Raw genomic sequence first — 13119 nt, forward strand, 5'->3', positions numbered from 1 at the left:
AAGTTCGTATCACCCACTCTTGGCTTCTATCGGGCGCTGCGATTGAACCGGCAGATGGGCAAGTTGGGGACGTCTGCTTTTGAACCGGACGTTGGATGTTAGGCGTTATCCCGACAAGCCAGCCGGCCGTACTCGGCTAATCCGTTTTCCCTGAGGCTGGTCAGCTTCTTGCCGAATTTGTTCGCGGGAATTTCGACATACCTATGCACAAGGAATGCAAGGAAGATGGTCAAGCCCAAGCTGATCATCCATGCAAACGTGAAGGAAATGCCCTTGCTGATCAGGATGGGCATGGCGACATACCCGATCATGGAATGAATCAGATAGAGCGGAAAGCTGATGTCGGCCAGGAAGTCGATGAGCTTGTTTTCCTTGAACCTTTTGCGTAGCAGATAGCACAGGGAAAACAGCATCAATGCATAAGTGTAGTTTTTCGTCAGCGCCCCATAGAGTCCTGTTTCATAGAAGGAATTAATGGTCACGAACAAGGCGTAGATGATGATCCCGTAACCAAGCGCGACCTTTGCGCTGAGCTCGCGATAGAGAACGTAATAAAACAGGCAGCCAAGGAACATGAACGTGATGTACTTCATGTCCGATACCGCATATGAAATAAAGGATTCCGAATTCAGCCCGTGAGTCGAGAAGAAGGCAACGACGCAACACAAGGTCAGAATGCTAATAGACAGCATCATGACTTGATGGGCATTTTTTCCGGCCAGGCTTAGTAGTGCAAAAACCACATAGAACTTGAGCTCCACAGCCAGTGACCAGCTCACGAAATCCAGTGAAGGCAATCCTGCCGCACTGTGCACGAGCGGGAGATTTTTCGCCAGGAATGGCATGCTGATTCTGTCCGACAACGGTGTCGACCAGTACCACGAGCAGATGAAATACATGGCGATGCTTATCAGCAGACAGAACCAGTAGACGGGATAAATGCGGAAAAACCGCCTCGTCAGAAACTGACCAGTCGAAATATTTCTCAGGCTGATCGGGATGACAAATCCGCTTATCAGAAAAAATACGGCGACACCGAAAACGCCGTAGAGGAATCCGCCCCATGCGGGTGACAATACATGCTGCGTGTATTCCGGCTTCAATGGCACAAAACTCGCCGGCGTCCCGATCACCGCGCGCACGACGGGCGAGAAGAAGATCCCCCAATAGTGGTTGATGACGACCAGTAGCGCCGCAATCGCGCGCAGCTGATTAGCGAACCTGAGCTTCATGCTTGTTGTCGATTGCTCGACGCGTTCAACATCTCGCGATCCGAACGGCGAGCTTGAAACCCGGATGAGTCCGCATTTTCAACTTCCTCCCAAGATGAGCACGGCGACACCGTCCATCGATACGGCTCGCGACAATGAGCCAGCCTTATCGATTCGCTCTGTTAGTGCCTGACAATGCCGAATGCGTTGCCATGCCGCTCTAAGTCAACCATATGTGTACGCCCAAACGGCACCCGTTTGAGGGTTTTGGTCGCGGTAGATCCTTCGCGGGTTGAGCTTCCTCATGATCAGCCGGAAAGAAAGTCTCGCCAGAAAGTGATCTCAAGTCCGCATGATGCGTCGGTTAACCAGGGATGGGAAATCACATCGGGCGCAGGCGTACGCCTACCCAGGCCCGATCCAGGATGGGCGGTGACTCTGTCATTGAGCCGCGAATGGCCCCCCTCAAGGTCTGCGACCTGGCGCGCGAGGGTGGCCTGGGCGCTAGGGCTCAGATCATCCAGCGCAAGACAGGGAAAGCAGTTCAGTTCGAGCTAACCGAGCAAACCAGGCAGGCAGTCATGGACTGGATCAACAAGAAGGGGCTTGCCCGGGAGGACTATCTATTTCCCAGTAGGCAGCGGCCAGGATTCCACCTGTCCGCCGTCAGTACGCCCGGATTGTAAAGCGCTGGGCGGCAAGTGTCGGGCTACAGCCCGCCGACTACGGCACCCATTCGATGCGGCGCACAAAGCCGACCCTGATCTATCGGCGTACCCACAATCTGCGAGCCGTCCAGCTATTGCTTGGCCACACGAAGCTCGAGAGCACGGTGCGTTACTTGGCCATCGAGGTTGAAGATGCCCTTGCGCTGGCCGCCACTAAGGGCAGAGAAGGAGACGCGGGCTGCGCTACTTACGATGGCGCGCGGCGAGTAGATGAATGTGCAAAGGGTCAGCTGCTCAACTCAGGGTGGGCTTTGGGCCTGCTCAAAATCTCTGGTTCGGTATTGAACCGCTCGCCCTCTGCGGGGGGTAAGCTTTTGGTTCCCGGTCGCTTACTTTGGTGTTGGGTTATCGCGACCTGGCCGCTTACGCAGCGGGCGTTCCACCTCGCTGCCGCGAGCCGGGTCACTTTCTCTTTGCTGGCCCACCCAGCCGCAGGAGCGGGTGCGAACATCGCAGCTGGCCCGAAGGGCGGAGGGTGTGGATGCCCGGAGTAAAGAGAAAGTATCCAAAGAGAAATGGCCCAAGAGCAGGCGGTGTGCTCTGTAGCTGTGTCTTATCCAGTGTCAGGCGTAGGGATGGTTTCCAGATGTATCGCCTTCGCCTTTTGCATAGACGCCGCACGCTCGCCTAGCAAGCGCTCTTCGCCGAATACCCATCCATCCTCCAGCCGGGCGTACGCTTCCAAACCGCGCCGAAATAGTCGAGAAATACGCGCACCTTGGCTGGCACGTAGGCGCGCTTGGCCATCACCGCGTAGATGCCGAGATCCGCAAACTTCCAATGTGGCATAACCACTTCGAGCCGGCCGGACGCAATGTCGTCGGCGACGGCGAATTCCGGAATGCGGACGATGCCCGCGCCGGAGAGCGCCGCTGCGCGCAGCGCGATCGACGAATTCGCCTCCAGGCGCGTGGTCAGTGCGATGCGCACCATTTCTTCCCCTTGTTGGAGCTCCCAGGCCCGGCCCAGCGGAGTCAAGGAAAAGTGCAGGCACGCATGCGCGTGCAATTGGCTCGGATGAGTCGGCTTGCCATGCTTATCGAGATACTCGGGCGCTGCGCACAACAGCACGTGTGTGCCGCCGATGCGCCGCGCAACCAGACTCGATGCATCGAGTTGCGCAGCGATGCGCAGGGCGACGTCGAGCCCTTCGAGGACGATGTCCCTTGGCCGGTCGTCGAACTGCAGATCGAGGTCGATCTGCGGATACGCCTTGAGAAAGCCGCCAACCCAGGGCGCAACGTGCAGCAGACCAAACGTCATCGGCGTGGTGACTCTTAACCGCCCTCGCGCGACGGTCTGCGTGCCGGCCACCGCGTCCTGCGCGGCGCGCGCCGCAGCCAGGGCGGTTTGCGCATGCTGCAGATACGCCTGTCCCGCTTCCGTAAGGCTGAGTTGACGCGTGGTCCGTTGCAGCAGACGCGCGCCGAGTCGCCGCTCCAGCGTCGACACTTGCTTGCTCACGGCCGCCTTGGACAACTCAAGGCTTTCGCTCGCCCGCACGAAGCTGCCGAGTTCGGCCACGCGCACGAAAGCAATCAAGCCGGTCAGGTCGAGCATGGAGTCATTGATTGTTGACATGAAGAAACAGTGTGTCAGCGCCGCGGCGGATTATGGCACGCGGTCATATTGCTATTTTCCCCGCGCTTGCTCGAAGGGAATCCGGTATGAATTACACGGTGCTCCAACGCATCGCACTGACGCTCCTCACGGGAGGATTGACGGGCACGAGCTTCGTACTGACCAAGATGCTGCTCGGCGCAGGTGTCGACCAGATCACGGTTTCGTTCGTGCAGCTCGCTGGCGCAAGCGCGGTGCTGCTGACCGCACTGCGGTTTCGCGGCACTGCACCGACGTTGAACGGCGGGGTGCTGCGCTATTTCTCGATCGCTTCACTGATAGCCCTCGCGGCTGGGCCATTACTGGGTAACTGGGTGCTGGGCCGGATTCCGGCCGCGATCTTCACGGTCGTGGTGACGTTCTCTCCGATGTTCACCACATTGCTGACGGCTTTGATCGAGCGCCGCCTTCCTTCGATCAATGCATTGATCGGTGTGCTGCTCGGCCTGAGCGGCGCGCTGCTGGTGCTGCTGCCGCGAGTGCGCGTTGCCCCGCACGGCGAGGCTTTCGCTCTGTGCCTCGCGCTCGGCGTGCCGATGCTTCTCGCCGTTGGCAACATCTATCGCTCGCGCTACTGGCCTCCGCAGCTCGCCCCTGCCGCCGCTTCCGCGGGCGCGCTTGCCGTGCAGGGCGTGCTGCTGGCGCCAGTGTTTGCCGTCAGGCCTCACGTCGCCGCCGCGACCATATGGTCCGCCGCGCCGCTGTTCGCGCTGTCGATCCTTGTCACTGTCGCCGCGAACGTAAGCGGCTCCACCCTGCAGCGTGTCGCTGGCGCTACCGCCTACAGCCAGATCGGTTATGTGATCGCCCTCACCGGTGTGGTCGCAGGCACCATCCTCTTTCACGAATCGCTCGACGCCACGTTCTGGCCAGCCCTTGCGCTGGTCTTCGCAGGCATTGTGCTCACCAATCGCGCGTGGCGACCCGCGCACGCTGTTCCGCTCGTTCCGTTGACCTTTCGCAGGAGTGATTCATGAAACGCAGATTTTCCGCGGCTGTCCTCGCCATCGCCCTGGCCTTCATCGGGCACGCCGCCCATGCCAGCCAGCTCGACCCTCTCACGCCGGAGAACAGCGTTGTGCTGATGGTCGACTATCAGCCGCAATTTGTGTTCTCGGTGCAGTCCATCGACGTGAATAAGTTGATCAACAACGCCGAAGGTCTGAGCCTGGCGGCTAAGGTGTTCAACGTGCCGACGTTCTACGCCACGGTCAGCGCGAACCAGTTCGGCGGGCAATTCTTCCATCAACTCACCGACGCGCGGCCGGACGTGAAGCCCTTCGACCGTAGCGTGATCGACCCCATGCAGTACGCCCCACTGCACGACGCCATCGCCAAGAGCGGACGCAAGAAGCTACTTGTCAGCGGATTGTGGACGGATTCGTGCGTGACCTTGCCGGTGCTTTCCGCGCTCAAGGAAGGCTATGAGGTCTACGTCGTCGTCGACGCCAGCGGCGACGTGTCGAAAGAGTCCCACGACATGGCCGTGCAGCGAATGATCAAGGCCGGTGCCATTCCGGTAACGTGGCTCGCGGTGATGCTCGAGTGGCAGGGGGACTGGAAGCGCCACGACAGCGCAGTCCAGGTGCAGAAGATTGCGCAGACCCACGGCGGCGCGTGGGGTCAGGGCATCGACTATTTCCAGACCATGGTCGCGCCGAAACGCTGATTGCCCGCAGCCGCCAGCGGCGCCGATGGCCGATCCGGGGATTCTCACCGGATCGGCTATTGAAACGAAATCGACATCAAAAAAAGTAAAGTTGTCGGAACGACACATCAAGGATAGCCAACGCATGTCATCGAACAAAACCTGGTTCATCACCGGCGCGTCGTCGGGCTTCGGCCGCGCCTTCGCCGAGCACGCGATCAGCCGTGGGTACAACGTCGTCGCCTCCGCGCGCAATGTCGACAGGCTGCAGGACCTCGTCGCTCTTGCGCCCAGCCGTGTTCTTACCGTGCGCCTTGATGTCAATCGGACTCAAGACATCCAGCCCGCCATCGATGCGGCCGTCACACGCTTCGGCCGCATCGACGTGCTGATCAACAACGCCGGTTATGGCGTGGTCGGCGCGGTCGAGGAGACTCCGGAAGCGGAATGGCGCGCAATCATGGACACCAATTTCTTCGGTGCCATCGCCGTGACGCAGGCGGCGCTGCCCGTGCTGCGTGAGCAGCGTTCGGGGGCCATCGTGAACATCTCCAGCCTCGGCGGCCAGTTGTCGTTCGCTGGCTTCAGCGCCTACTCGGCGTCGAAGTTCGCGCTCGAAGGCGCATCGGAGGCACTGGCCATGGAGTTGGCGCCGTTCGGCATCAAGGTGCTCGTCGTTGAGCCCGGCGCGTTCCGCACCGAACTCATGGGCGATGCCACGCGCCGCATGACACCCATGCAAGCTTATGAGACGACAGTCGGCGGCACGCGCGCGCTGGCCAGCGGGATGCACGGCACCCAGCAGGGTGACCCGCGCAAGGCGGCTGCCGCAATCGAAAAAGCACTCGATGCACCGGTAACGCCGCTGCGTCTGCAGCTCGGTGCCGACGCCGTTGAGGCCGTGCGCAATCACGCCGAAGCGCTGCTGCGCGACCTGGCGCAGTGGCAGGACGTCGCGGTAGCCACACGCATCGACGACGCTGAGATTTGAATCGCCTAAGTGCAGCGAGCCCATGCACTTCCGTCTTTCAATGACCATCTGATAGGGTCCGCCTCGCTTTGTTCAAACGGAACAACACGAGGGGACTTTTATGACGGTAGTTGCACGACCGCTAGCAGGGAAGGTTGCACTTATCACGGGTAGCGCTCGGAATATGGGGCGAGCCTTTGCGGTGGCACTTGGGCGCTTGGGTGCCGACATTGCCGTGCACTACCACGGGGCGTCGGCAAAAGACGATGCGGAGGAAACGGCTCGTCTCGTAAAGGAACATGGAGCTCAGGCGGTCGTCGTCCACGGGGACCTCGCTGAGCCGCAAGTGGTGCGGCAGATGTTCGACGAAGCACTAGGTGCTTTGGGGCGCGTTGATATTGTGATCAACAATGCCGGCCTGGTCATCAAGAAGCCATTCGTGGATATCACCGAAGCTGACTTCGACCGCTCCTTCGGCATCAATGCGAAGGCGGCGTTTTTCGTGATGCAAGAGGCCGCGCGTCGCATTTCGGACAATGGCCGGATCATCAACATGGGCACGACGATCTTGGGCGCGACGATCCCGTTCTATTCGATCTATGCAGGCGCGAAAGCAGCGTTGGAGGATTTCACGCGCTCCCTTGCCAGAGAGATCGGTCATCGGGGCGTCACTGTGAATGTCGTCGCGCCGGGACCCATTGATACGGCGTTCTATCATGGCGCGGAGACGCCCGAATCGGTCGCGCGCGCCACGGGCGCCAGTGTTGCCGGCCGCCTGGGACGTGTTGAGGATGTCGTTCCGTTGATCGAATTCCTTGCCTCGCCGCAGTCCCAATGGGTTACTGCACAGACGCTCTTCATCAACGGCGGATACCTGGCCCGCTGAATCCTGTTCTTTTGTGTTGCCCGGCGGGTCTTCAGAAGGGGACCTTAGCGTCGAAGCTCAGCTGGCGCGATGTTCCCCTCCCCCTGCTCGCAGGGGGAGGTCGGGAGGGGGTGAGCACTTGCGAAAACCTCTCCCGAAACGCTTTCTCAAGTACTCACCCCTCCCCAGCCCTCCCCTGCGAGCAGGGGAGGGAGCCCAAAGCTCGCGCCAGTTGTGATTCGACGCTAGTCAGGCAGGAAGATCCCGTGGCTCGACTTGGTCAAATTTATTCTCGAGACCTCCCTGCACGTTCCTAAGAGCGAACGCGCCGCCATACGACCTCGCCATGGGCGCCCTCGGCCGCACCGCTCGACGGCTTGGCCACGCTATAGGTCAATTCGTCGCCATGGATGGTGTAACTTGAGTCTCCGCTCTTGCCATCCCAATTCGGGAACGATGCGCGCAAGATGTGACTGTGCATGACGTTGGCGTCGGCACTGACGTGGCCGAAATGGGCATTGCTATCCATCGAGGCGGCACGGTATTCGTCTGCCGTTCCCTTGGATTTGTCGTTCACCGCGAATGGCATTCGCTTCGCCCGCACAATCTGCATCATGTAGTCGCCCTGGGCATCGATAAGCCACATGCCCTCTGGGTGAGGGCCATATAGCTCTACGCGGTGGCCATCGGGGTAGACATTGTCGCAGCGGACGAGCGTCCAGGCGCCAATCAGTTCCTTCGGCACCACAGCGTGATCACTGACTGTTTCACTGTGTCTCATCGCCTTATCTTGGGCGGGCGCGGCGGCCAGGATCGGCGATGCGATCGTCGGGGCGAGGAAAGAGACGAGCAGCAGGAGTTTTGCGCGTGACATGGCGGCACCTTGGGTGAGGGGAGGTGGCATCGTCTCCCGCGCTTTCCGTTTTGATAATAGGCTTCGATCTTCATTGACCTTCAAATACCATTTGAAGATCATCCCACCCGCGCTTTCCGCACCCAGGACCGGACCTCATGAACCGCCTCAGCGACATGCAGCTCCTCGTTGATGCGGCTGACCTCAGCAGCCTGTCGGCTGCCGGGCGCCGGGCGGGGCTCTCGCCTGCCGCCGCCAGCGCCTGCGTGCAACGAGTCGAGGCCATGCTCGGCGCGCGGCTCTTCGAACGTACGACCCGTCAATTGCGCCTGACCGATGAAGGGCGCATCTACATCGCGTCCTGCCGGGTCGCTATCGAGACCATGAGGGAAGCCGAGCGCGCGGTTCGCAGCGGCACCGACGGTATGAGCGGGACGCTGCGTATATCGGCGCCTTCCGATCTGGGGCGCAACCTGCTGGTCTACATCCTCGACAGTTTCATGGACCTGCACCCGAAGGTGCGCATTGTCCTGACGCTATCGGATTCGCTCTCACGTTTCGTGCCGGATGACATCGACGTAGCCATCCGCGTCGGCCCCTTGGAGAACAGCGACCTTGTCGCGCGTCACCTTGCCGATAGCTGGCGCGTGGTGTGCGCTTCGCCAACGTGCATAGCGACCCATGGGATGCCAAAGCATCCCGAGGATCTCGTCGAATTGCCGACACTGGTACTAACCACAAGTGCTGGACCACGAAATGAGTGGCGTCTTGGGGAAGTCGTCGTGCGGGTTCAGCGATATCACGAGTGCACCGACAGCGAAGTGATACGCAACTGGGCTGTTCTCGGTCGCGGGTTCGCCTATCGGCAGCTTTGGGCGGTGGCGGCGGATGTACGCGAAGGACGGTTGATGCTGGCCAATGCACCAGCGTGGTCCGCGCCCACGCCCATCCATGCGGTGTACCACCCGAACGTCTTTCAGCCGCCGCGCATCCGTCGGTTCGTCGATTTTCTACACGCCGAGATGACGCGGCGGCTTCCGCCAAATGCCGACGATGCCATCGCGTTTTCAGCGACAAGGTGATCGCGCCGATGGCCGCTGGAAAACGGGACGGAAGTAGCTAGTTGGACGGGGGCAGCGCTTAACTGTCTCCATCCCGTTTTTTGGATGCACTACACCGAAAGCCAGAAGACGCTGATGTGGGGTCGGAGCCGCGTGTGCTGATGGTCTGCACGAATGACTACAGCCCCTTGCTCTTCTCGACCATCTTCTCGATGGCCTCGACGACGAGATCGGGTTTGTCGATCATCACCTTATGCGAGCTGCCGGCGGCGAACAGGTATTCGCGGTGCGGGTTGTTCGCGGTAAACGCCATGTGCGCGCCACGCCATATTTGCGTGCTTTCCGGGTCGTTCTGTCCTTTTTCCGCCACGATATCCACGATCGGGATCGTTGCGGAAACTCGGATGCTGTCCACTTTTTTGGCCGTCTCCGGCATGGCTTCAGCCCAAGGAATGGCTACTTTGGCGAGGCCCGGAGCCTGCGCGCGGACTTCCGCGTACTGCGCGCGCATCATTTTCAGGTTCTTGTCGACTTCGCTTTTGGGCCAGACCCCGGGAACCACGGCGTCGAGCAGCACAAGTCCCTTGATGCGCTGGTCTTCGGACGCTGCCAACAGGCTGATGGCGCCGCCGTACGAATGCCCGACCATCACGACCGGGCCCTTGATCCCGCAGTCCGTCAGCGCCTTTCTCAGTATGTGGACGTCATGGTCGAGACTGTAAGGCACGGCGGTATCGATGGTGCTCTTGCCCATGCCGGCCCGGTCATACACAAATGTCTGCGTACCTACGGCGCGGATCCTCGGCGCGATCTGCGACCACACGCCCGAATCGTTGCCAAAGCCGGACTCGAAGACGACGGTGACGTTTCCGGCTCCTTCTTTGTTCACCCAGATCTGGTTGCCATCGATGCCCAGCAGCGACGATGAGCAGGTGTCAGCAGAAATGGGCTTGCCCTGCGCCCGGACAGATGAGGCGAACACAATCAAAGAAAGGGCGGCAAGCGCAGCTATAAACGGGATGCGTTTCATGGATCGATGACCCTCCTGTGAGGCGAGATAACGCCGTTGCCTGCAGGTTGTGCAAGCGAAACGACAACATCCGTCAACAGACGCAACTCTTCCGTTCGTTCCCTTTGGGTTGGCGCTCGCGTCCCCAGCAAGCCCCATGGATCGGACAACGGTTGATCCATCTTGTAGCCGGGTCTCCCAGGACCGCATGTGCCACAACTCATGGCGCCCTATGTCATATACGGCGCTTGTCATCGTGTGCCGCTCATCAGCTCGGTACTGGCGACGGACAACGAGAAGGTGCTAAACACCCATGCCGGCGAGCGCCGGAATCACCGTCGGCACTCCTGCAACGCATGGCTCGAAATGCGGCGCAGGCCATGCCAGCCTTATCTACTTACTCCGCGACTCTCAAGCCGTTAGGGATGCGTATGTCAGATTCGAATCAGCAGGCGGCGCAACGCATCATTGCCTCGATGCGGCGCTCGTACGGTAGTGAGTTCACCTATCTCGAGGTCAAGGAAGGGGACTTCACGCATTTGGATCTCCGAGCCTATCGCGACTTCCAGATCCGGCACGAAGCTCAGGGTTTCCGCCATCTGCGCGACGTCGAAATCGCTGAACTCACAGCCTCGCCCACGACGCTGCTCGCTCGCACCTTCATCCGCAGCATGGTTTCCGCCGATGGTGGCATCGTGGCCGACTATTACCAGGTCAAGCCGCGTATGGCGCGCCTGATGCGCTTGCTACTGCGCGGCCTGGGCAACGGCCGCTGGCTGGACTCACCGAAATTCTTTCTCCGCACATTGAAGACTAAGCACTGCACGGGTTACGAGAGCGAGCTTAGCAACGGCGATTTCATCACCACCAGCAATGCCGAATCCGCCGGCAAGCTGTCGCTGCCGCCCTCCATCGATAGCGAATTCCATCCTTATGGCACCTTGCCAGCAGTACTGGCCAGTCGCCAACTTCAACGCCTGAAGGCACGCCTCGCTGCGGCACCCGACCTACACCCGTGCCCCGTGCGTACGGCGGAAGACCTGATGCAGATGCAACGCCGACTCAAGCAACAGAAAAATGCGTATCGCGCCGCCGTGAACTGGGTGACGCAGGCCGAGCTGGAGAAAATGTCTCCCGGCAATCCGCAGCTTGCGGCTGTCATCTATGAAGAAGTGCGAAGACAGCTGCGCGCCGGCGACTGAAGAAGGAGAATCTTTCGTGCGCCGAAAAGCATATTCGAGCTTTCCTTCAACCGTGCCGGTATCGAAGACTACGGTAGTGGTGGGCGCTGGCAGCAGTCACGGATTGGCAGTCCTTCCATTGGCGAAGATGGAGACGCCGACTTAGAAGATAGGTGATGCTTCTACCAAGTGTCCCGTACCTTCCTCCACCAGAAGCGTGGTGATAGCCCACTTCGATGGGCATGGCTACAAATAGCTCGCCTTGACGCTACCCAGCGCCCCTTGGCGGTACCGTTGAGAGCCTGGCTAAGCTTGAGGCCAGCGATGTGCGCTTTCGTTCGTTGGCATCTGTAGACTTAGCCTCATTTGCCAAAGTGGCTAGCCTCTACCAACAGTTTCTTGGACAGAACTATATGATTAGGATATTCGCCAACCTCGCTTTTGCGTTGTTGATCTTGACTTTAGCTGCCTATTCCCCGGCAACTAAGGCACAAATGACTGATGTGTCGGGCGGTTCTTTCGTATTTTTAAGCGCGGCGAAGAGCTGTCCGTACGCAGGAGCCCCAAACTGCTATCTCGATGATCCAGTTGGGGCAGTGGCCGTTGTTACTGCACTGAGGCAGGCAGGGGGATTTTTCTTCTTACTACCTTCTGCGTCCAGCGCGCAGATGAGTGTTATGGGAAGTGCCATAAGCGCTCAGGGAGGCAAATTTTTGACATACGAGGAATGGGCATGGAAAGCTGCATCTACCTCCGGGCAGTTCAATTGTGATCAATACACCAGTAACCGCATCATCCCTGATCTTTTGCCACTGAAGGCTGCCTATCCCGACGCATTCTACGGATTCCAGCTTGCTGACGAGCCTGCAACACCGGAGCATCAATCTTTGGGGAAGCTCAAGGCCTGCCTGATGAGCCAGCCCGCTTTTGCAGGCATGAAGGTATTTCTCAATCTTGTGCCAGTAAACGCCAACGATGCGGCACTAAACATCCCAGGATCCGCGCAAGCCGATGCTATGCAACCATCGGAATACGGAGTGGACTGCACAAGCAATGCCTTGGTTTCCCGTGATCTTGCGACCAGTATGGTGAACAAGTACACGACGTATGTTCTATCTGCACTTGACAACATTGCGCCAGATGTCCTGGCGTTCGATCTATACCCGTTTACCGCGCAGTTTGACGGCTGCTCGGCTGCCCGGGATCTGGTTATGAGCGAGAATATGAGCATAATCTCGTCGCAGGCCCTGCGACGTAACATTGCTCCTGTTGCGTATCTACAGAACGTTCGAGCGTCGCCTCTCGCTGCGAATCCAGGGCCCACTTCATATGAGTACGCAAATTTCTACCACTTGCGTTGGTTCTCAAGTTGGCATTTTGTGTTTGGAGGGCGCGGATTCGCGAACTTTGTCAGCCATGATGTGGACGACAAAGCTGGATCTCCTCAATTCGAAGGCTTGTTAACTTCTGATAATAAGCCCCGCGACCTCCTGAGCGACCAGCAGAGCACCTACGGGATGACCAGTCAGGTAGAGATCGCACTTACTCACTACCCATTCCAACAATTCGTTGCCCCCTTTCTGGGTGTGCCAACGGGCTCTATCGTAGGGTGGATGCCGTCCAATGATCTTATGGCGGGAGAGTATGGTGACGCCTCCAGTGGACAAGTTATGCTTTTCGTTGCGCGTAGGCCAACGGATTCGACTGTAGCGGCCACCTTGGGACTCAACCAATGGTGGGTCAAGATCGAGCAGCTGAATTTCACCACTGGTGTATGGGAAGTTGTCGGGCGAAGCACGAACGCAATAAACGTGAATCTTGGAAGTTTTCCGGGAGCTCTCTTCCGTTTATCCAGTCAACCATAATGCAGCGTTTTATCGGCGTGGATGAAGGGCGTTCACTGAGTTACCGATACTACGGGAAGGGAGCTGTTTCTCGGTATGGCTGGCCTTTGCAAATCTGCGCAACGTAAT

General features: G+C 59.1%; 13 protein-coding genes. 9 read left to right on the forward strand and 4 right to left on the reverse strand.

Going from position 1 to position 13119, the window contains the following annotated elements:
- Positions 1-98: 98 nt before the first annotated feature.
- Positions 99-1232: an acyltransferase family protein gene (locus OUZ45_RS16785; RefSeq protein ID WP_266171305.1), complete on the reverse strand. Its 1134-nt coding sequence runs from the start codon at positions 1230-1232 to the stop codon at positions 99-101.
- Between the two features lie 434 nt (positions 1233-1666).
- Here OUZ45_RS16785 and OUZ45_RS16790 point away from each other — a divergent pair, with 434 nt between their 5' ends.
- Together OUZ45_RS16790 and OUZ45_RS16795 are read left to right on the forward strand one after the other, a co-directional pair.
- Positions 1667-1897 carry a site-specific integrase gene (locus OUZ45_RS16790; RefSeq protein ID WP_266171306.1) on the forward strand — a complete coding sequence of 77 codons (231 nt, stop codon included), beginning with the start codon at positions 1667-1669 and terminating at the stop codon, positions 1895-1897.
- Positions 1891-2433 carry a tyrosine-type recombinase/integrase gene (locus tag OUZ45_RS16795; RefSeq protein WP_266171344.1) on the forward strand — a complete coding sequence of 181 codons (543 nt, stop codon included), beginning with the start codon at positions 1891-1893 and terminating at the stop codon, positions 2431-2433. Before OUZ45_RS16790 ends, OUZ45_RS16795 begins: the two co-directional genes overlap by 7 nt.
- 133 nt (positions 2434-2566) lie before the next feature.
- Here the strand turns inward: OUZ45_RS16795 and OUZ45_RS16800 are convergent, their stop codons facing one another.
- A complete protein-coding gene (locus OUZ45_RS16800) occupies positions 2567-3520 on the reverse strand; it encodes a LysR family transcriptional regulator (protein WP_266171307.1) in 954 nt (317 codons plus the stop codon).
- A gap of 86 nt (positions 3521-3606) precedes the next feature.
- Here OUZ45_RS16800 and OUZ45_RS16805 point away from each other — a divergent pair, with 86 nt between their 5' ends.
- The 4 genes from OUZ45_RS16805 (at position 3607) to OUZ45_RS16820 (ending at position 7063) form a co-directional block, all read left to right on the forward strand.
- Complete coding sequence (locus OUZ45_RS16805) at positions 3607-4536, forward strand: DMT family transporter (RefSeq protein WP_266171308.1); 930 nt, start codon at positions 3607-3609, stop codon at positions 4534-4536.
- Positions 4533-5228 (forward strand): isochorismatase family protein, encoded by a 696-nt coding sequence (locus OUZ45_RS16810; RefSeq protein ID WP_266171309.1) that lies wholly within the window; start codon positions 4533-4535, stop codon positions 5226-5228. Before OUZ45_RS16805 ends, OUZ45_RS16810 begins: the two co-directional genes overlap by 4 nt.
- A 25-nt stretch (positions 5229-5253) precedes the next feature.
- Entirely contained in the window at positions 5254-6198 is a 945-nt protein-coding gene (locus OUZ45_RS16815; RefSeq protein ID WP_266171310.1) for an oxidoreductase, read from the forward strand.
- 100 nt (positions 6199-6298) lie between these two features.
- A complete protein-coding gene (locus OUZ45_RS16820; RefSeq protein WP_266171311.1) occupies positions 6299-7063 on the forward strand; it encodes an SDR family oxidoreductase in 765 nt (254 codons plus the stop codon).
- A gap of 292 nt (positions 7064-7355) precedes the next feature.
- On the opposite strand, the gene OUZ45_RS16825 is transcribed toward OUZ45_RS16820, so the two are convergent.
- Positions 7356-7916 (reverse strand): lipocalin-like domain-containing protein, encoded by a 561-nt coding sequence (locus OUZ45_RS16825; protein WP_266171312.1) that lies wholly within the window; start codon positions 7914-7916, stop codon positions 7356-7358.
- A gap of 137 nt (positions 7917-8053) precedes the next feature.
- On the opposite strand from OUZ45_RS16825, the gene OUZ45_RS16830 reads away from it, so the two are divergent.
- Positions 8054-8977, forward strand: a complete 924-nt coding sequence (locus OUZ45_RS16830; protein ID WP_266171313.1) for a LysR family transcriptional regulator — start codon at positions 8054-8056, stop codon at positions 8975-8977.
- 157 nt (positions 8978-9134) lie between these two features.
- Here OUZ45_RS16830 and OUZ45_RS16835 read toward each other — a convergent pair whose 3' ends face one another.
- A complete protein-coding gene (locus OUZ45_RS16835; protein WP_266171314.1) occupies positions 9135-9986 on the reverse strand; it encodes an alpha/beta fold hydrolase in 852 nt (283 codons plus the stop codon).
- 410 nt (positions 9987-10396) lie between these two features.
- Between OUZ45_RS16835 and OUZ45_RS16840 the strand changes: the two genes are divergently transcribed.
- On the forward strand, positions 10397-11167 hold the full coding sequence (locus OUZ45_RS16840; RefSeq protein ID WP_266171315.1) for a hypothetical protein: 771 nt from the start codon (positions 10397-10399) through the stop codon (positions 11165-11167).
- 392 nt (positions 11168-11559) lie between these two features.
- Entirely contained in the window at positions 11560-13011 is a 1452-nt protein-coding gene (locus tag OUZ45_RS16845) for a hypothetical protein (RefSeq protein ID WP_266171316.1), read from the forward strand.
- Positions 13012-13119 lie beyond the last annotated feature (108 nt).

This window comes from Dyella subtropica, from assembly GCF_026283965.1.
In the GTDB taxonomy this organism is placed as follows: domain Bacteria; phylum Pseudomonadota; class Gammaproteobacteria; order Xanthomonadales; family Rhodanobacteraceae; genus Dyella_D; species Dyella_D subtropica.

Excerpts from the sequence above, each read along its gene's own strand:
- OUZ45_RS16785 (WP_266171305.1), bottom strand. The coding sequence starts at position 1,232 with ATGAAGCTCAGGTTCGCTAATCAGCTGCGCGCGATTGCGGCGCTACTG.
- OUZ45_RS16790 (WP_266171306.1), top strand. The coding sequence starts at position 1,667 with ATGGCCCCCCTCAAGGTCTGCGACCTGGCGCGCGAGGGTGGCCTGGGC.
- OUZ45_RS16800 (WP_266171307.1), bottom strand. The coding sequence starts at position 3,520 with ATGTCAACAATCAATGACTCCATGCTCGACCTGACCGGCTTGATTGCT.
- OUZ45_RS16805 (WP_266171308.1), top strand. The coding sequence starts at position 3,607 with ATGAATTACACGGTGCTCCAACGCATCGCACTGACGCTCCTCACGGGA.
- OUZ45_RS16810 (WP_266171309.1), top strand. The coding sequence starts at position 4,533 with ATGAAACGCAGATTTTCCGCGGCTGTCCTCGCCATCGCCCTGGCCTTC.
- OUZ45_RS16815 (WP_266171310.1), top strand. The coding sequence starts at position 5,254 with ATGGCCGATCCGGGGATTCTCACCGGATCGGCTATTGAAACGAAATCG.
- OUZ45_RS16820 (WP_266171311.1), top strand. The coding sequence starts at position 6,299 with ATGACGGTAGTTGCACGACCGCTAGCAGGGAAGGTTGCACTTATCACG.
- OUZ45_RS16825 (WP_266171312.1), bottom strand. The coding sequence starts at position 7,916 with ATGTCACGCGCAAAACTCCTGCTGCTCGTCTCTTTCCTCGCCCCGACG.
- OUZ45_RS16830 (WP_266171313.1), top strand. The coding sequence starts at position 8,054 with ATGAACCGCCTCAGCGACATGCAGCTCCTCGTTGATGCGGCTGACCTC.
- OUZ45_RS16835 (WP_266171314.1), bottom strand. The coding sequence starts at position 9,986 with ATGAAACGCATCCCGTTTATAGCTGCGCTTGCCGCCCTTTCTTTGATT.
- OUZ45_RS16840 (WP_266171315.1), top strand. The coding sequence starts at position 10,397 with ATGTCAGATTCGAATCAGCAGGCGGCGCAACGCATCATTGCCTCGATG.
- OUZ45_RS16845 (WP_266171316.1), top strand. The coding sequence starts at position 11,560 with ATGATTAGGATATTCGCCAACCTCGCTTTTGCGTTGTTGATCTTGACT.